This is a genomic window from Qiania dongpingensis (assembly GCF_014337195.1).
Classification (GTDB): Bacteria; Bacillota; Clostridia; order Lachnospirales; family Lachnospiraceae; genus Lientehia; species Lientehia dongpingensis.
Genome location: NZ_CP060634.1, coordinates 614,806 through 633,965, shown reverse-complemented (window position 1 = coordinate 633,965; position 19,160 = coordinate 614,806). Strand labels below are relative to the sequence as shown.

Here is a 19,160-nt window from a genome sequence, read left to right as displayed (position 1 = left end):
ATAAATAATAAATCCTGCGGAGGCCTCCGAGTGGAAGGCGCCGCAGGATTTTTGCTTTCTTACATTCCGTCAGAACCGGCAGCGGTTGATGCAGGCATAGATTTCCTGAAGCCTGGGCAGAGCCATGAAGGGAGGACAGTCCCAGGAGGTAATGGATTCCATGCCTTCCCGGACTATTTTTTCATACAGCCCTGGAAGATGGTCTGACAGCGGGACGGGCGAATCCAAATGCGTATTCAGATACAGCAGTATATAGCCCAGGGCTCTAGTCTGTTCCTCATCGGCCAGCTGTTCCACATAGCGCAGGTCGATCATGGACTTGTCATAGAACAGACTGTCTTTACCTTGTACCTTGATCTTGGGAGGCCTGTAGTCCCGTTCCGGGTTTTGGACAGAGCGGCGGCGGTGATCGTTCCCGCTTTTTGGAACGGCGGGCCGATACGTCCGGTTCATGATGCCGCGGGGAAAACAGAAAGGATCAGCGCCGCTGCTTTCACCGAGGGAGCCGGCGCGGGAAGCGTTATAATCCTCTGCTTCCTTTTTTGCGCGTGTGGTGATATCCTTCGCCTGATAATTGTCCATTTGGAGGACACAGTCGGCCGTGTGAAAAAACGCTCCGGAGCTGCCAACCACCAGGATGGTGGAAATGCCGAGCTGGGAAAACAAAGGGCGGATCCGGCTGAGAAAAGGCGTGATAGGCTCTTTGTCAGGAGAAATGACCCTGCGCATCAGCTCGTCGCGCACCATGAAATTTGTCGCGCAGGTATCCTCGTCGATCAGGAAGAGCTTTGCGCCGGCCTCAATTCCTTCCATAACCCCGGCAGCCTGTGAAGTGCTGCCGCTGGCATCTTCCGTGGAAAAACTGCTGGTGTCTTTTCCGTTGGGAAGATGATTGATAAAAGGAGAGATATTAACCCTTTTTATAATACGGCTTTCCTCTGCCCGGAGCTTCACCGCGGAGGCGTCGGTTATGACAAATTCCCTTCCGTCTCCGGCAACGTGGTTATAGACGCCGGTCTCCAGCGCTTTCAGAAGGGTGGATTTTCCATGGTAGCCGCCCCCGGTGATCAGAGTGATGCCCTTTCGTATACCCATGCCGGTGATTCTCCCTCTGTGGGGAAGAGAAAACGAGACCTTCATGGAGGCAGGTGAAGAAAAAGGGACGGCCTCTTTCATGGGAAGATTTGACACTCCGGATTTCCGGGGCAGGACTGCGCCGTCCGCTACGAATGCGATCAAATCGTTTTCCGGCAGGAATGTGCGGAGAGCCTGCTGGTCCTCGTAGAGCTCCATGGCGTTTTGAAGGGCGCTCTGGCTGATATTTTTATAGTACAGGGATTTTTCCGCGCACTTTGGCAGATAATCAAACAGGATTTTGCGAAGCTCTCTGGAATTGATGGTGCGCCCGTTGGCAGGGAAACCGGCTTCAAATCGCATGAGGATAGTTTTTTCCCTGACGGTACAAGCCGTGCGTCTGAGTACCTGTGGGCCGCAGCGGGTGGTGAACAGAGCTCCGCTTTTTCCGGAGCCTTTGGCCTGGAAGGAATAATCCTGTACTGCCTTTTCAAATTGCCGGAGCAGGAAGTCGCAGAAAGCCGTTTTCCGGTCCTCAGAGCTCCAAAAATCTGGGGAAAATCCGGAGGACTTGTCCGTAATATGGAGAGTGAGCCTTGAGGGAGAGGCGAACGGGTCGCCTTGCACGTGGTCGATGGACAATGAATAGGATCCGAAATCATAGAATCCTTTCAGTGTCTTATATGCCGGATAGCTCTTGTGGTCGATGTCACGGAGCATGGAGTCAAGCTGAGCAGATGTTTTCATAAGATAAGAATTCCTTTCTGGATTATAGATTCTTTACCATTATAGCATGTCCTTGCCGATAAAAGAGCGGTTTTGCAGGAATAAAAGAAAAAATACTTGCAATTGAAAATATGTCATGGTACAATAATAAGGCTGAAAAATTGTCACGTGGATGGATTCCGACGACGGTGCCGGGCGCATCCGGTCTCAGAGGAAAAAAGAAATTCACGGAAGTCTAAACCAAATGGAGGAAAGAAAATGAGCGTTATTTCAATGAAACAGCTGCTGGAAGCAGGCGTACACTTTGGCCATCAGACGAGAAGATGGAACCCTAAGATGGCTCCCTACATTTATACGGAGAGAAATGGTATCTATATCATCGATCTGCAGAAATCCGTAGGAATGGTGGACGATGCTTACAAGGCAGTGGCCGATATCGCGGCCGACGGCGGTACGATTCTCTTTGTGGGAACCAAGAAGCAGGCACAGGACGCGATTCAGATCGAAGCAGAACGCTGCGGTATGTATTATGTAAATCAGAGATGGCTCGGCGGTATGCTGACAAACTTCAAGACCATCCAGAGCAGGATCCAGAGACTCCGCACCATTGAGAAAATGCAGGAAGACGGAACCTTTGAGGTTCTTCCGAAGAAGGAAGTCATCGCTCTTAAGAAGGAACAGGAGAAGCTGGAGAGAAACCTGGGCGGCATCAAAGATATGAAGAAGCTTCCCGACGCCATTTTCATCGTAGATCCGAAAAAAGAAAGAATCTGTGTACAGGAAGCCCATGCGCTCGGTATCACACTGATCGGTATCGCGGATACCAACTGTGATCCGGAAGAACTGGATTATGTGATTCCTGGAAACGACGACGCTATCAGAGCGGTTAAGCTGATCGTATCCAAGATGGCAGATGCCGTTATTGAAGCGAAGCAGGGTGAAGAGGTAACGGAAGAGACAGCAGACGTACAGGTTGAGACGGAAGCTGCCGAGGCGTAACAGCCAGGACGTTATCCCGGAAAATTCTATAGATTAAGAAAGGATTGAAATAATTATGGCAGCAGTTACGGCAGCAATGGTTAAAGAACTGAGAGAAATGACAGGCGCCGGCATGATGGACTGCAAGAAAGCGCTTGCGGCCACCGATGGCAATATGGACGAGGCAGTGGAATTCCTGAGAAAGAACGGACAGGCAAAGGCAGAGAAAAAAGCCGGGAGAATCGCGGCAGAAGGTCTTGTTAAAACCGTTATCGACGGACAGAAGGCTGCTATTGTGGAAGTAAACTCTGAAACGGATTTCGTTGCGAAGAATGCTGATTTCCAGGCATACGTAGCGGATGTGGCAGATCAGGCGGTCAAATCGGATGCGGCGGATATGGACGCATTCATGGCAGAGGCCTGGACGGCTGACGCTTCCAAGACAGTAAAAGAAGCGCTGGTGGAAAAGGTCGCTGTCATTGGCGAGAACTTGAGCATCAGACGTTTTGAAAAGGTAGAGGCAAAGGATGGCTGCGTAGTGGATTACATCCATGGCGGCGGAAGGATTGGCGTTTTGGTCGTGGCCAAGTCTTCTGTGGTAAACGACGCAGTGAAGGAAGCGCTCAAGAATGTCGCGATGCAGATTGCAGCGCTTCATCCCCTGTATGTATCCCGTGCTGAGGTTCCTCAGGATTTCATCGAAAAAGAGACTGCCATCCTCAAGGAGCAGGCGAGAAACGAGAATCCGGATAAGCCGGAGAATATTCTGGACAAGATGATCATCGGCCGTCTGAACAAGGAGCTCAAGGAGTTCTGTCTGCTCGATCAGGCATATGTAAAAGACGGCGATCTGACTGTTGGAAAATATCTTGCGGCTGTTTCCAAGGAAGTTGGAGCGGAGGTTTCCGTTGAGAAATTCGTCCGTTATGAGACAGGTGAAGGCCTGGAGAAGAAGAGCGAGAATTTCGCAGAAGAAGTTGCAAAGCAGATGGGTGGAAACTAATCAGCGTTGCTTAGCGAACTGAGTCTGTAAGGCGAAAGTGAGATTAGCAACAGTCGTATGGGACAGTAACCTTTTCTGAAGCAAAATAAAAATAGAATTGTTAAACCCCTTGAAAATGCTGAATTTACGGTGCTTCAAGGGGTTTTTTGCATTCAGAGTCAAGTTGTTATCTTTTATCGTGAGTATCCTGTTTTTTGAAGCGTTTGACTTCGTTAAGACTGCAGATTTGTGCAAAAAAGTTTTCATTTATTGAAGAGTTATATATTGCACCAAATAAATATCATAAAATGATTATTAAGAAGTGGCACCTTGTCCTCTATCAGATTCAAGATGAGACTGTATATGTAGACTATATCCTTGATTGCCGCAAGGATTATGGCTGGCTCATTCGAGAATAATAAAACAACAAAAATAAAATTTAGGGTAGGTCAGGGCATAGGATTGTTTGGAACTGTTCTTTATTTTAGAAAGAAACGTGAAATCGGCCCCTTTTATGTGATACAATCATAAAGGAAAACATGGAAAGAGTTGCCGGCCGGATGAGGCTGGAAGGAGATAGAGAAACACGAGATGAAAGAGGACAAGGTATTTTATCGGAGCTTTTTTTCCATATATGTGGCGCTGGTGCTTCAAAACGTGATAACGCTCAGCGTAAACCTGGCGGATAATATGATGCTGGGGGCCTATAGTGAAACGTCATTGGCGGGGGTGGCCGCGGTCAATCAGATTCAGTTCGTATTTCAGCAGGTCCTTTTGGCCCTGGGTGACGGGCTGGTGATTTTGTGCAGCCAGTATTGGGGAAAAAAGCAGGTTGAACCGATGAAGAGGATTACGGCGGCCGCCATGAAGACGGGACTTTTGGCGGCGGTGATCCTGTTTCTTGTCATCAGTCTCTTTCCTCATCAGGTGGTGGGAATTTTCACCACAGACGGACCTATTATCCAGGAAGGCGTGAAGTATATCCTCATAGTCCGTTTTACCTATTTGTTTTTTGCGGTAACCCAGCTATTGCTGGCTTCCCTTAGAAGTGTGGAAATGGTGAAGATTGCTTTTTATCTTTCCATCATGACCTTTTTCATCAACTTCGGCATCAACTATGTGCTGATATACGGAAAATTCGGAGCGCCGGAGCTGGGAGCGGCCGGAGCTGCCATCGGAACCCTGACTGCCAGGATAGTGGAATGTACAGTCCTGATTCTATTTGTGGTGAAAAGGGAGAAGCATCTGCGGATGAGGCTTCGGGATTATCTCCATTTTGATCCGGTGCTTTCCAGAGATTATTACAGACTGACGACTCCTATGGTCGTGGTCCAGAGCCTGTGGGGAATCAATACGGCGCTTCAGACTGTGATTCTCGGACATATGACAGCGGCGGCGATTGCCGCCAACAGTGTGGCATCCACCTTGTTTTTGGTGGTGAAGTCTACGGCGATAGGAGCGGCCTCGACCGCCTCAGTCATCATAGGAAAGACCATAGGGACCGGCGATATCCAGCTGGTAAAACGGTACGCGGGAAAGCTGCAGAAGCTGTTTTTGCTTATAGGGATCTGTTCGGGTATCCTGCTTTTTTTCATCCGGATACCGATTCTTAGCCTCTATGACCTGTCTCCTGCCACAAAAGAAATGGCCAACACCTTTTTGATTATATTGAGCGTTGTCTGTGTGGGCATGTCCTATCAGATGCCGACCAACAGCGGCATCATCCGGGGCGGCGGAAACGCGATGTTTGTGGTGAAGATGGATCTGATCAGTATTTGGCTGATTGTCCTGCCCCTTTCCTTTTTTATGGCTTTCGTGGTAAAAGCTTCGCCGGTGATCGTGGTCTGCTGCCTGAATGCGGATCAAATATTCAAATGTGTTCCGGCGTATCTGGAATCCCATTATGGGAACTGGATCCGAAAACTGACCAGGGACTGAAAAACCGGGGATAATAACGATATGGACAGAAAGGATGGAATGATATGGGAAAATATTGTCGATTTTTTGTCAATTAAATCTTGACTAAAATGGTACAGTATAGTATAGTGAAGACAGTGAGGTGCTGCCATGTTAATTACCAGAGAATGTGATTATGCGGTCAGGATTTTGAGGGCCCTGTCCGGTGGAGAAACGGTCAGTGTGCAGGACATCTGCCGGAGGGAAGACATCACCGCGCCCATAGCCTATAAGCTGGCCAGGAAGCTGGAAAAGTCCGGATATATCCGGAGCCACAGAGGAAGTAACGGAGGATATTCTCTGAAAAAGGACTTAAGAGAAATCACACTGTATGACGTATGCCGGGCGGTGGACAGGGAACTGTTCCTGACAGAATGTACGGTCCGCGGCCACCGGTGCTCCCAGAATACGGGAGCGAGCCCCTGTATGGTGCATAAAGAATTCTGCCGGCTGCAGGAGATTATTACCCGGGAGCTTAAGAACAGATCGCTTATGGAAATTCTGGAAGGATAGGGCTCACCTGAAAAAATGGATAAAACTATAGGAGGAATTCTTATGAATCAGTGTTTTGGATGTAATACCTGTAAAAGTGCGGATAAGCCGCTGGAGACGTTTATCAAGGGGCTTCCCATGGAGACTTCCCACCACCGTGTGGATACACAGAAGACAAAGTGCGGGTTCGGGCTTCAGGGTGTCTGCTGCCGGCTGTGTGCCAACGGCCCCTGCCGTATCACGCCTCAGTCCCCGAGAGGTATCTGCGGCGCCAGCGCCGATACGATCGTGACCAGGAATTTTCTGCGCGCGGTGGCTGCCGGTTCCGGATGTTACATCCACATCGTAGAAAATACGGCACGGAATCTTTTGAATACGGCAAAGACGAAGGGAGAGCTGAAAGGGATCCACGCGCTGGACCGGCTCTGCAGGATGTTTGGAATTGAAGAAAAGGACGACTATGTCAGAGCGGAAATGGTAGCGGAAGCCGTACTGGCAGATCTCTATAAACCGGAATATGTGAAAATGGATCTGGTGGAAAAGGTAGCTTACGCTCCCCGCGTAAAAAGATGGAAAGAGCTGGGTATCATGCCGGGAGGCGCAAAATCGGAGGTGTTCAAAGGAGTCGTAAAATGTTCGACCAACCTGAACTCGGACCCTGTGGATATGCTGGTGGACTGCCTGCGTCTGGGAATTTCCACCGGTGTATACGGACTGACTCTGACGAACCTGCTCAACGATGTACTGCTGGGAGAGCCGGAGCTTCGCTTGGCGCCGGTAGGCCTGCGGGTGATCGACCCGGAGTACATAAATATCATGATCACAGGACATCAGCATACGATCTTTGTGGATCTGCAGGAACGTCTGACTAAGCCGGATGCAGTGGCAAAGGCCCGGGCGGCCGGGGCAAAGGGCTTTAAGCTGGTGGGATGCACCTGCGTGGGACAGGATCTTCAGCTTAGAGGAAGCCATTATGAGGAAGTGTTCGACGGACATGCGGGAAATAATTATACCAGTGAGGCCATACTTGCCACAGGAGCCATTGACGCGGTGCTTTCAGAATTTAACTGCACACTGCCGGGTATCGAGCCCATCTGTGACGAGCTGAAGATCAAACAGATATGCCTGGACAGCGTGGCGAAAAAGGCAAACGCGGAGATGATGGAATTCGACTTTTCCAAAAGAGAAGAACAGAGTGAGGTCATCATTGATAAGATCGTGGCGGCATATAAGGAACGCCGCGGCAGCGTAAAACTGAACCTGCTTCCGAATCACGGAAATGATAATACGCTTACCGGCGTGAGTGAAGGGTCTCTGAAAAAATTCCTGGGCGACAGCTGGAAGCCTCTTATCGACTTGATCGTATCCGGCGATATCAAGGGAATCGCTGGAGTGGTGGGCTGTTCCAACCTGACGGCGGGAGGCCATGACGTGCTGACTGTAGAACTCACAAAGGAACTGATCGCAAAAGATATCATCGTTTTAACAGCAGGATGTTCTTCGGGCGGCATTGAGAACTGCGGATTGATGACGCCGGATGCGGCGAAGTATGCGGGACCTAAGCTCCGTGCGGTCTGTGAAAAGCTGGGGATTCCGCCGGTGCTGAATTTTGGCCCCTGCCTGGCGATCGGCCGTCTGGAAATTGTGGCTACAGAAATAGCAGAAGAATTGGGGGTAGATCTGCCGCAGCTTCCGCTGGTCCTTTCCGCGGCTCAGTGGCTGGAAGAGCAGGCTTTGGCTGACGGAGCTTTCGGATTGGCTCTGGGGCTCCCTCTTCACCTGGGGCTTCCTCCCTTTGTGACCGGAAGCAAGGTGGCGGTCAAGGTACTGACGGAAGATATGCAGGAACTGACCGGAGGCCGTGTCATCATCAATTCAGATGCCGCAGACAGTGCAGATATCTTGGAGAAGATCATTCTGGAAAAACGTGCTGCTCTGAATATATAGGAGGATTCTGCTATGAAAAGGATCATGATAGATCAGGCGAAATGCGACGGCTGTAAAAGCTGCAGTATAGCCTGCATGCAGGCCCACCGGACGGATGAGGGTACGGTTTATGACCTGGACTTGACGGATATCCATAATGAGTCCAGGAACCATATCATAGAAATGGAAGACGGCACGTACCGGCCGATCTTCTGCCGGCATTGTGACCAGCCGGAATGTGTGATGTCCTGTATGAGCGGGGCACTGACCAAGGACCCGGCGACGGGCCATGTCCTATATGACGGGACAAAATGCGGCTCCTGCTTTATGTGTGTGATGAACTGCCCTTATGGAGTGCTGAAAGCGGATACGGCTACCCGTACAAAGGTTGTCAAATGTGATTTTTGTATTGATGCCGGCGGGGAGCCGAGCTGTGTGAAAGCGTGTCCTAAGAACGCTATTTTTGTAGAGGAGGTGGTCCTGTGAAGCATGTGATCATCGGAGCAGGCGCGGCAGGCATCACAGCCGCAAAAACCATCCGGGCCTGTGAGCCCGAGGCGGAGATCGTGATGATCTCTGCCGATACCTGTGTACATTCCAGATGTATGCTCCACAAATATCTGAGCCATGAGAGGGATGAACGCCGCCTGAGCTTTGTACCGGAAGATTTCTTTGAGGAACAGAAGATCACCTGGATAAGCGGAAAACGGGCGGCCCATGTCTGGACGAAAACGCGTAATGTCCAGCTGGAGGACGATACGGTGATTTCTTACGACAGACTGCTGATCGCTACCGGCGCGGACAGCTTTATCCCTCCGGTGGGAGATTTCAGGAAAGCGGGAAATGTCTTTGGCCTGCGGCATCTGGAGGATGCAAAGCAGATCGACAAGGCGGCAGAAACGGCAGAACGGGTGCTGATCGTGGGATCGGGACTGGTGGGCCTGGACGCGGCTTATGCCCTTTTGGAGAGGGGGAAGGATGTGACCGTCGTGGAGATGGCGGACAGGATTCTGCCAATCCAGCTGGACGAAACGGCGGGAAAGACCTACCAGAAACTGTTTGAAGAGGCAGGCTGTAAGTTCCTTTTAGGCAGGAAGGCGTCTGAGACGGTAATGGATCAGACTGGAGCCATAAAGAAAGTGATCCTGGATGACGGAAGGGAGATTTCGTGCGATCTGGTCATTGTGGCGGCGGGCGTCCGCTCCGCAATCTCCTGTGTGGAATCTGGGGAAGTAGCTGCCGACCGGTTCATAAAGGTAGACGAATATATGCGGACCAGCTGTCCTGACGTTTACGCGGCAGGGGATGTGGCCGGATTGTCGGGAATCTGGCCCAATGCCATGAAGCAGGGACAGACGGCGGCATATAATATGTGCGGCAGGAAGGTTCCGTATCTGGACCGGTATGCCATGAAGAACACTATGAATTTTTATGGGGTGACCACACTGTCTTTGGGAAAAGGCGTGGCAGAAGAGGGAGATGAGGTCCTAATCTGCGAAGACAGCCACAGCTACAAAAAGGCAGTCATAAGAGACGGAAAGCTGGACAGTATCCTGCTCCAGGGAAATATGGATTATTCCGGCGTTTACCAGTACCTGATCAAGAATCAGGTGGACATTTCCGAAAAAAAAGACAGGATCTTTGCGTTATCCTTCGGAGATTTTTATGGAATCGCTCCGGACGGGCAATATGATTATCAGATATAAATACTCATTCCTAAGAAAAAATTCATAATTTATTTATGGAAGTCTTTTACAGACCGTCGTATAATAACTCCGTATACAGGAGGATCGTACTATGTGGCGGAAACACAAGGAAGAGCTGGAACTAGAACAGGAAGCAGCATATGAAGCAGAACGTGCCCCGTTTACCCGTTATGCGGCGGATTATCGTGTCGGGCTGAGCCGGGACCAGGTCATGGAGAGGATGGATTATGGGCTGGACAACGTGGCTGTGGATTCTGCTTCCCAGACTACAAAGGAGATTATCCTAAGCAATCTGTTTACTTATTTTAACCTGATTTTTACCGTGCTGGCGGTGCTTCTCTGCGTGGTGGGTTCGTTCCGGAACCTCACGTTCCTGCCGGTGATCATCGTAAATACACTGATCGGGATCATTCAGGAGATTCGTGCCAAAAAGGTCCTGGAAAAGATGAATATGCTCAATTCTCCGAAGGCCACTGTGATCCGGGACGGTAAAGCGTGGACGGTTGATTCGGAAGAGCTGGTGCTTGATGATATCGTGGTGTTTAAAGCGGGAAACCAGGTCTGCGCCGATGCGGTGGTGGCCGCGGGAGAGGTACAGGTGAACGAATCGCTTCTGACCGGCGAGGCGGATGAGATAACGAAACGGCGCGGGGATTCTCTGATATCAGGAAGCTTCATCGTATCCGGACAGTGCCATGCAAGATTAGAAAAGGTCGGGGCCGATTCTTATATTTCCGGTCTGACGCTGGAGGCGAAAGCTATGCAGAGGGGAGAGCAGTCAGAGATGATGCGCTCCCTGAACAAGCTGGTGAAATTTGTCGGGGCCGCATTGATTCCCATTGGCATCGTATTGTTCGTCCAGGGTTTTTATTTCAATCATGAGACCTTCCGCGGGAGCATTACGTCCATGGTGGCGGCGGTCATCGGCATGATTCCGGAAGGGCTGTACCTGCTAACCAGTGTGGCTCTGGCTGTAAGCTCCATGCGTCTGGCGAAGCGCAGAGTCCTTCTGCACGATATGAAGAGCATTGAGACACTGGCCCGGGTCAATGTGCTCTGTGTGGATAAGACCGGCACGATCACGGAAAATACTATGAGCGTGAAGAAGCTGATTCCGGCGGAAGGATACGATTCTGAAACGATGCCGGAGCTTTCGAGACTGATAGGAGACTTTGTCAGGGGCATGAGTGACGACAACATCACCATGGAGGCGATGAAAGCTTATTTTACAGAGGGGACAGACGCTGTCCCGGTCAGAATCACTCCCTTTTCTTCATCTGTAAAATACAGCGGCGTTGCTTTTGAGGACGTGTCTTATGTCCTGGGCGCACCGGAATTTATTCTGAGAGAGGATTATGAGAAGTACCGGGAAGATATTCAGAGTCATGCGTCTAAAGGATACCGGGTACTGGTTTTCGCTTCCTATGAAGGAAAACCGGACGGAAAGCCGCTGACAGAAAAGGCCGAGCCTTTGGGTTATATCCTGCTTGCCAACCCCATTCGAAAAGAAGCTCCGGAGACTTTTGCTTATTTTGCGGAGCAGGGGGTGGAGGTCAAGGTGATATCCGGCGATAATCCGCTGACTGTGGCAGAAGCGGCAAAGGAAGCGGGAATTGTGAATGCAGACCGCTATGTGGACGCTGCAGCTCTTAAGACGGACGAAGATGTGGATAAGGCCATGAGGGAGTATACCGTATTCGGCCGTGTCACGCCGGATCAGAAAAGGCAGTTCGTACAGGCCCTAAAGAGTCAGGGAAAGACCGTCGCTATGACTGGGGACGGCGTCAATGATGTGCTGGCGTTAAAGGACGCGGACTGCAGCGTCGCCATGGCGTCGGGAAGTGACGCGGCTGTGCAGGCGTCTCAGGTGGTACTCCTGGATTCAGACTTCGCCTGTATGCCGGCCGTCGTGCTGGAGGGCCGGCGGGTGGTGAACAATATCCAGCGGTCAGCCAGCCTGTTCCTGGTAAAGAATATTTTTTCTTTTCTGCTGTCGATTTTTTCCGTTGCGTTTATGATCACGTATCCGCTGGAGCCGGCTCAGATTTCTCTGATCAGCATGTTTACGATCGGAGTCCCGGCCTTTTTCCTGGCTCTGCAGCCCAACAAGGATATGATAAAGGGTCATTTCCTTTCCAACGTATTCCTGAAAGCGCTGCCGGCCGGCCTGACTGATGTGATAGCAGTGGGGGCTTTGGTGCTGTTTGGACAAACCTTCGGCGTTCAGCCAGACGATATCTCCACCGCGGCTACGATGCTGCTGGCCATCGTTGGGTTTATGATTCTGTTCAAGATCTGCCAGCCCATGAACAAACTGCGGACGGCCGTATGGTTTGGATCCATCGCCGGCCTGCTGGTGTGCAGCATTTTCCTTCCGGATCTGTTTGCGATCACCGGAATGTCCATGGAATGTATCATGCTCTTTGTGGTGTTTTCCATTGCCACGGAGCCGGTTCTCCGGTATCTGACCGCGGCTTTGGGAAAGCTTCGGGAATGGGCCGGAAAACTGAAGGTAAAATGGCAGAGTCGGAGATATTGATAGCTCAGAAAGGGTCATTGCCGGCTGGATCTTTAGCCCCCGGCCTGACGCAGATGCCGTTGACCTCCACATGCTCGTCCATGGGGATGACGAGGCACTGGCGCCCGTCGACGACGCGGGTTTCCACCAGGTCGGCCCGGTCCGGGCTGACCTGGATGATGACATCGGGCGTTCGGATTTCGAATTTTCTTGTATTGATGACATTTGCCGCCAGAATAGGGGCATGGGAGCCGGCCGCTTCTTCATAACGGGAATCAAAGTCATGCAGGCGTTCCGGCGCCGCGCCGCTTTGGGACAGAAGAGCGCGTACTTCCGCCTTATCAAGGGTGAGAGGCTCCGGCTCTTCTTTTTTTTCTTCCACCATTTCACTGAGCTTCTCGTGGATGGTTTTAACGGATTCATAATTACAATCATCCCCGAGGGTTTCCTCGATCAGGGAGTTAAACGTTTCCTTTTGGCTGCTGGCGGGCATGGGAAGAATGCATCCCAGGACCTCCTCGACCAGCCGCGCCTGAAATTCATCCGCGTTTTTAGAATAAAAGAGTAGGCTGTGGATATCGGAGCTCCGTTCGTTGAATGCCGGAAATAAAAAACCAGTGTCCGGAAGTTCCACCAGCCAGTCCCGCACCCGGTTCTGGATGGTTCCCTGCTCTGCGTTGTAGCAGAGCCCGGGCTTCGAGAGCTTGACCGGACATATGCTGCAGATCAGGTATTCATAGACCTCGTCGGAGGCATCGAACATTTCCTGGCCGTCGGCGGACTTTCCGGGAATGTCATAGGCGTTGTGGATAAGCAGGATTAAAAAACTGCCTGTGTAATCATAGTTTTCGATAACCTTATCATAAAATAAATCCAGCAGGGCGTCGTCGCTGAGACGGGACGCCCGCAGCTTCATCAGAAAGTCGTGGGTGCCTCCTTCCGATTCTGCCGAAAGGGGAAATTCCATGTTGATGAGATTCTTCCCAAGAGTGCCTGAGAGATTTTTTCGGAAAATTTCAAAATATTTGAACATTTCTTCCTCAGGAAGAGAAAGAAACGCCTCCCTCATCTCGGATTTCTTTTCTTTTTCACCATCCACATAGCAGCCGCATATGCGGGTGATGGCACAGTTGCCGGGAGTAAACTGCTTCTTTATTTCAGAGATTTCTTTTTTGTTCATATGTAATCATGTTCCTTTCTTGCGCTCTGGTTAAGGCTACTTATTCATTTTAGTTACCAGGTGTGGTTCTGTCAATGGCACAAAGGGAGGAAAAAGGAGAAGACAATATGTCAGTGGATTGGAAAAAATATCTGGTGCCTTTGAAAGAGGTTTCCAATGATACGGAGAGAATCCGGAAAGAGTATTTCCGGAATAAAGCAGAAACTGCAGTTAAAAATTTAAAGAAAAATGAATTTGACGCATATTATGTTGATAACAGGAGCGAGGCCAGGAAACTTCTCCTGAGCCTGGTCCCGGAAGGAGCGACGATTGGATGCGGTGATTCACACACCTTGTTTGCATTGGATATGGAGGAAGCCTTCCGGGAAAAGGGATGCACGGTGATCGCCCATGTCTGCGCGCGGAACCGCCGCGCCTTTGAAAGTGAAACCGGGTTTCAGAACAAGGAAGAGGCCAGGAGGGCCATGCGGGAAATCCTTCAAAACTATTTGGTAAGCGACGTCTTCCTTTTGGGGGCAAACGCCATTACCATGGATGGGCAGATCGTGAATGTGGACGGGAGAGGGAACCGGATAGCGGGCAGCATCTATGGCCCCGATCGGATCATCGTAATCGCCGGAGTCAACAAGCTGGTGCCGGATGTGGAAGCCGGAAGACAGCGGGTGGGTTTTACGGCGGCGCCGATGAATCATTTAAAATATGGGCGGGACGGACTTCCCTGTCTGAAGGCCGGGGTCTGTGTGGACTGCCGTCATCCGGAGCGCGCCTGTCATATCACTTCCATCATTCATAGAAAGCCGCAGGATTCGGATTTTCATGTGATATTGGTGGGAGAAGAACTGGGATTTTGAGGGCAGTTGTGTTTTATTATAGGGAAGTTTTAAAATGGATTATTTTGGTATGACAACAAAGGATTTCCGACAGAATAAACGGAATATTTGTTGACAAAATTCGCTTAAAACGGTATAGTCGTAATAGTAAATAAAATATTTGCTTTTCCGGCGGGGGACAGACAGCAGCTCGGAAAAAGGCGTATCTGCCATTGGTATGGGGAAGCATCAGGAGGGAAAATCATGATAAGTAAATTAAGAAGCAAGGCAAAGAGCAAAAAGGGCTTCACATTGGTGGAGTTGATCGTAGTAATTGTCATCATCCTCATTTTGGCGGCAGTTATGGTTCCCAGTATGTTGAAATACATCGACCGGGCGAATAAGGCAAACTGCAAGGCTGACGCGGCCACCATCCTGTCTCAGGTACAGGCGGATTATGCGGCGAGCCAGGCATCGGAGCAGACGGAAGTCACCATTGACTGGACGAATACTGGAGAGGTGATAGGCGGCGTTACTGTGAAGATTGGGACGACAGCGGCAAGTAATAATGCTGTGTTTACTGTCGGAGATAAAGACGGCTATAGCGAGATCACGGCTTTTACCTATAATAACGGCAAATATACGGCTACCTGGGACGGGACCGCATGGACGGTAACGAAGAATTCTTAATGGCCGGGATTGATTTAAAATAAACAGAATCAGTGAAGTGTGAGAGGGGGTTATATCAGGATGTCAGATGATTATAACGCCCTCTCTTACCGTCATAAGTTCCGGGTTGCCTTTCGGACGGCCCTCATCCTGCTGGCAGTGGTGCTGGTCGCAGTACTGCCGTCAGTATGGTGCTGGGAACAGTCCGTCCTGAAGCGGCAGACGCTTCGGGAGGCGAAGAACGTACTTGAAAATATGGAGCTTCTTTCCCTGGAATACTATGGATTTGGGGAACCTATCGCCGATTTCGGCAGGACAAGCGGCCTGTCTGAGCAGGCGGAGGAGGAGATCCGGCGGTTTGCCGGCGTAGAAGGAGAAATCCATTTGACGGCTTGGAACCAGAAAGAAGGCGCCGTGACTGCCATGACTTATCAGAAGGGGAAATATCTGGTATGGTTCCGCCGTGAAAAGGCAGGAGAAAACGGGACCTGGGAAGTTTACAGGAGCCTGCATCAATATGGGAAACAGAGTTAAAGGGGATTCGGCCCGGCAGGAATGCCGGGCGGAATCTTTATTCCCTTATGAAGGCAGATAAAGAGTCTTCAGAGGAAGATCATAGGGCCGCCGGGCCGGAAAGAGAAGATCGTGCTGCTTTTTTATGAGATTTTGCTGGGCCTCCTGATTTTTATTGCAGGAGCCTGTATGTTTTCATTTTTGAATGTCATCATATACCGGGTTCCCCGGCATATGTCGTTTATAAAAGGCTTTTCCATGTGCCCATCCTGCGGGCACAGGCTTAGGGCAGGAGATTTGGTCCCGGTCCTCAGCTACCTTTTGCTGAAAGGGAAATGCCGGTACTGCAAGAAGTCCATCGGTATGAGAGATACTGTTATAGAGCTTCTCGGCGGGGGCGCGGCGCTTTTGTGCGCGGCGAACTATAAAGAATGGCCGGCGGCGCTCACGGTCTTTCTTTTTTTCTCTGTCCTGACAGTGACGGCCCTTATCGACGCGGATACCATGGAGATTCCGGATGGCTGCTGGATAGCGCTTGCAGCATTGGCTGCGGTTTCAGTCTTTACGATGGACGGCGTGTCCATCCCTTCAAGGATAATTGGGATGATCTGTGTCAGTGTGCCGATGCTTTTGGTGACCTTGATCGTCAGGGAGGCGTTCGGCGGCGGGGATATCAAGCTTACGGCGGCGGCAGGGCTGTTCCTGGGCTGGAAGCTCATGCTGGTGTCCGGAGCTATGGCGGTTTTCCTGGGAGGCGGCTACGGGATATTTCTGCTCGCTTCCGGAAAGAAAAAGAGAAAAGATCATTTTGCTTTCGGGCCTTTTTTATGCGTCGGGATGGCGGCCGGGATCTTATATGGGCAGCCGCTTATTGACTGGTATCTCAGCTTTTTGTTATACTGAGAATATTGAATCATCATAAAGGATACGGGTGAGGGACTTTATGGCACAATATAAATATAAGGCACAGACATATGAAGGAAAGAAAAAATCGGGCGTCATGAATGCGGCGGACGAGGCGGAGCTTCAGCTGCGTCTGCGCGAAGAGGGGGCCCTTTTGCTTTCTGCAAAGCTCATGGACCAGAGAAAGGCAGAACGGCAGATAAAGCCGAAGGTGCTGTCTGACTTTTCCAGGCAGCTGGGGACTCTGATTTCTGCCGGTGTGACTCTGGTGCGGTCGCTGAATATCATCGCGTCCTCAGAGTCCATTAAGCCCAGGGAGAAGCGGATATATGAAGATATGCTCCGCCAGATCCGGCAGGGCGTTTCTTTGTCGGACGCCATGGAAGCGCAGAACGGCGCGTTCCCTCCTCTGATGGTATATATGTACCGTTCGGCAGAGAGCAGCGGAAATTTAGACCAGGTAGCCATGCAGATGGCGGATCACTACGAAAAGGATCACAGGCTGAATGCCAAGATCTCCACCTCCATGGTGTATCCGAAGATTCTGGGGGTTATGATCATCGGCGTTATCCTTGTCCTTACAAAATTTGTCATGCCACAATTTCAGGAGCTGTTTGACCAGATGGAGACATTGCCTCTGCCGACCAGGATCCTTTATGCCGTAAGTGATTTTATGGCCGGATACTGGGTGCTGGTGATTGTGTTGATACTTGGAATATGGGTTGGCATCCGGGCGCTTTTGAGGGTGCAGAGGGTACGGATCTGGTGGCACAGGAAAAAGCTTCATATCCCTTTGCTGGGGAAGCTGTGGAAGACAATCTGTACCTCGCGGTTTTCCCGTACCCTGAGCGCCCTTTACGCATCAGGCATCCCCATTGTACCGGCGCTTCAGATCGCGAGGAAAACAATCGGAAATGATTATATTGACGCCCAGTTTGACGACGTGATCCCTTTTGTGAGGGCGGGAAATAATCTGAGCGACGGCCTGGATATGGTGGATGGTTTCGTGAGGAAGCTTTCCGATTCCATAAGGGTAGGAGAAGAGACAGGGAGCCTGGATACAATGCTCCTGTCCACGTCGAACGCTCTGGAATTTGACGCGGATGCCGCCGTCACCAAGATGGTCTCTTACGTAGAACCGGTAATGCTCATTATTATGGGCATCATAGTAGCCTTTGTGATGGTAGCGGTATTCAGCGCGCTTTATGGTTCTTATGATTCCATTGCGGGCATGGAATAAGGAGGAAGAGCTATGCTGATAGTATATTTGTCAAACCGATATATCCGGGTAGTGTCCGGTGAAGCTTCCGGCGGACATATCACGGTCCGCGGCCTTTACTATACGGTGGATCACAGAGGCTGCATCCTCAATGGAACCGTCACAGATGAGGAAGGGTTCCTGGAGATCATCCGGGAACTGTGGGAGAGCAACGGACTGCCGAAAAAAGACGTGAATCTGGTGATCGACAGCAGCCAGTTCACGGCCAGGGTGGTCGACGTGCCGGTCCAGAAGCCGGCGCAGACCATCCAGTATCTGAGCCGGGAATTTACAGACGTCGGGAGGATATCGAATCCTGTCTACGGCTGTTTCCCGATGCCGGATGAGAAAGAACATAAAGCAAGGATACAGACGGTTTATGCGTCCGTGGTCCAAAAGGAGTTCATAAGCGGGTATCTGGACCTTTTTGAACGCCTGGGAATCGCCATAGACAGCGTGGAATGTGCGTCCGGGGCCATGGTACGTCTTCTTGCATGTCTGCCCCAGCTGAAAGGGACGACCGGGATCGTGCAGTTTGTGGACGATATGATATTGGTGAATGTGCTGCTTGTGGAGGGCAGATACGAGTATTCCAGCAGGAACCGTCTGTTTTCCGATGCAGGGACCAGGGAATTCGCGGCGGAGGCGGCCAGGGCGGTGAACGGAATCTTACAGTTCGCAAAGGCACAGAACATACCGCAGAAGATTTCTGTGGTTTATATTGCCGGTTTTTCAAGGGAAGACGCTTCCTTCTATCATGACAGCATCCGGCAGATAAACGACGGGCTCAGAGTTGAGGAACTGGACGGAGGCCATATCGTACCTGACGGGCGGAGCAGCCAGCCATATCAATGCTTCTCCAATTTCGCCGTAGCCATCGGCGGACTTATTAAGACCGGGTCGAAGACTAACATCATAAGTCAAATGAGAAGGAACCCGGAAAGCCAGGAGCTCAAGAAAAGACGGAGAAGGGTATGGGTCCCTCTGGCGGTGCTGGGGCTCATCATGGCTGCGGCAGTGACGGCGGCCGGCGTTTACTCTCTTTATCTTTCCTCGGCGCTGAGAGAGGTTCAGGATTACAACAGCCGTGCCGACGTACTGGCAGACTGTGAGGAATATGATAATCTGAAGCAGGAGATTCAGACCGCGGGCAGCCTGAATAAAAATCTGACGGGTCTTCGGACCAGTATCCTGGAATATCCCGTGGTAGACAGCACGGTAGAACAGGTGCTGTCGTACTGTGCGGCAGGGCTGGTATCAGCGGAAATAAGCAGTTATGATTCTGCGACGGGAGTCGTCAGCTTCCATACCAGTGCGGGAAATGTGGATCAGATCCACCAGTTTGCCACGCTGCTCAGCCAGCAGGATATCTTCGCGTCCGTGGATTACAGCGGATATACCCAGTCATCCGACGGCAGCTGGAGCGTGAAGGTGAATTGTGTCATGGCAGGCAGACAGGGGGAATAGAAA

16 protein-coding genes are annotated in these 19,160 nt (G+C 50.9%); 14 read left to right on the top strand and 2 right to left on the bottom strand.

Going from position 1 to position 19,160, the window contains the following annotated elements:
- Positions 1-69: 69 nt before the first annotated feature.
- Positions 70-1,821: an ABC-ATPase domain-containing protein gene (locus tag H9Q78_RS03030; RefSeq protein ID WP_249303531.1), complete on the bottom strand. Its 1,752-nt coding sequence runs from the start codon at positions 1,819-1,821 to the stop codon at positions 70-72.
- A 237-nt stretch (positions 1,822-2,058) separates the two neighbouring features.
- Between H9Q78_RS03030 and rpsB the strand changes: the two genes are divergently transcribed.
- From rpsB to H9Q78_RS02985, 8 genes are all read left to right on the top strand, one after another.
- The gene (rpsB, locus tag H9Q78_RS03025) at positions 2,059-2,799 is read left to right on the top strand and encodes a 30S ribosomal protein S2 (protein ID WP_147596705.1); all 741 of its coding nucleotides are present in this window, start codon (positions 2,059-2,061) and stop codon (positions 2,797-2,799) included.
- 55 nt (positions 2,800-2,854) lie between these two features.
- Entirely contained in the window at positions 2,855-3,781 is a 927-nt protein-coding gene (gene tsf, locus H9Q78_RS03020) for a translation elongation factor Ts (protein WP_249303530.1), read from the top strand.
- A gap of 570 nt (positions 3,782-4,351) precedes the next feature.
- On the top strand, positions 4,352-5,698 hold the full coding sequence (locus tag H9Q78_RS03010) for an MATE family efflux transporter (RefSeq protein WP_249303529.1): 1,347 nt from the start codon (positions 4,352-4,354) through the stop codon (positions 5,696-5,698).
- A 129-nt stretch (positions 5,699-5,827) separates the two neighbouring features.
- On the top strand, positions 5,828-6,229 hold the full coding sequence (locus tag H9Q78_RS03005) for an RrF2 family transcriptional regulator (RefSeq protein WP_249303527.1): 402 nt from the start codon (positions 5,828-5,830) through the stop codon (positions 6,227-6,229).
- A 42-nt stretch (positions 6,230-6,271) separates the two neighbouring features.
- Positions 6,272-8,155, top strand: a complete 1,884-nt coding sequence (gene cooS / locus H9Q78_RS03000; protein WP_249303526.1) for an anaerobic carbon-monoxide dehydrogenase catalytic subunit — start codon at positions 6,272-6,274, stop codon at positions 8,153-8,155.
- 12 nt (positions 8,156-8,167) lie between these two features.
- Positions 8,168-8,620 carry a 4Fe-4S dicluster domain-containing protein gene (locus H9Q78_RS02995; protein ID WP_147596699.1) on the top strand — a complete coding sequence of 151 codons (453 nt, stop codon included), beginning with the start codon at positions 8,168-8,170 and terminating at the stop codon, positions 8,618-8,620.
- Positions 8,617-9,840, top strand: coding sequence for an NAD(P)/FAD-dependent oxidoreductase (locus H9Q78_RS02990; protein ID WP_249303525.1), 1,224 nt, complete (start codon positions 8,617-8,619; stop codon positions 9,838-9,840). Before H9Q78_RS02995 ends, H9Q78_RS02990 begins: the two co-directional genes overlap by 4 nt.
- Before the next feature lie 91 nt (positions 9,841-9,931).
- Positions 9,932-12,379 (top strand): cation-translocating P-type ATPase, encoded by a 2,448-nt coding sequence (locus H9Q78_RS02985; protein ID WP_249303524.1) that lies wholly within the window; start codon positions 9,932-9,934, stop codon positions 12,377-12,379.
- Between the two features lie 4 nt (positions 12,380-12,383).
- On the opposite strand, the gene H9Q78_RS02980 is transcribed toward H9Q78_RS02985, so the two are convergent.
- Complete coding sequence (locus H9Q78_RS02980; RefSeq protein ID WP_249303523.1) at positions 12,384-13,538, bottom strand: DUF4317 domain-containing protein; 1,155 nt, start codon at positions 13,536-13,538, stop codon at positions 12,384-12,386.
- Positions 13,539-13,645: 107 nt separating this feature from the next.
- Here H9Q78_RS02980 and H9Q78_RS02975 point away from each other — a divergent pair, with 107 nt between their 5' ends.
- The 6 genes from H9Q78_RS02975 (at position 13,646) to H9Q78_RS02950 (ending at position 19,157) form a co-directional block, all read left to right on the top strand.
- The gene (locus tag H9Q78_RS02975) at positions 13,646-14,389 is read left to right on the top strand and encodes a lactate utilization protein (protein WP_249303522.1); all 744 of its coding nucleotides are present in this window, start codon (positions 13,646-13,648) and stop codon (positions 14,387-14,389) included.
- Between the two features lie 222 nt (positions 14,390-14,611).
- Positions 14,612-15,037: a prepilin-type N-terminal cleavage/methylation domain-containing protein gene (locus tag H9Q78_RS02970; protein WP_249303521.1), complete on the top strand. Its 426-nt coding sequence runs from the start codon at positions 14,612-14,614 to the stop codon at positions 15,035-15,037.
- A 60-nt stretch (positions 15,038-15,097) separates the two neighbouring features.
- Positions 15,098-15,550, top strand: coding sequence for a hypothetical protein (locus H9Q78_RS02965; protein WP_249303520.1), 453 nt, complete (start codon positions 15,098-15,100; stop codon positions 15,548-15,550).
- A gap of 111 nt (positions 15,551-15,661) precedes the next feature.
- A complete protein-coding gene (locus tag H9Q78_RS02960) occupies positions 15,662-16,432 on the top strand; it encodes a prepilin peptidase (protein ID WP_283245059.1) in 771 nt (256 codons plus the stop codon).
- A 40-nt stretch (positions 16,433-16,472) separates the two neighbouring features.
- The gene (locus tag H9Q78_RS02955; protein WP_249303518.1) at positions 16,473-17,672 is read left to right on the top strand and encodes a type II secretion system F family protein; all 1,200 of its coding nucleotides are present in this window, start codon (positions 16,473-16,475) and stop codon (positions 17,670-17,672) included.
- Positions 17,673-17,684: 12 nt separating this feature from the next.
- Positions 17,685-19,157 (top strand): hypothetical protein, encoded by a 1,473-nt coding sequence (locus tag H9Q78_RS02950; RefSeq protein ID WP_249303516.1) that lies wholly within the window; start codon positions 17,685-17,687, stop codon positions 19,155-19,157.
- Positions 19,158-19,160 lie beyond the last annotated feature (3 nt).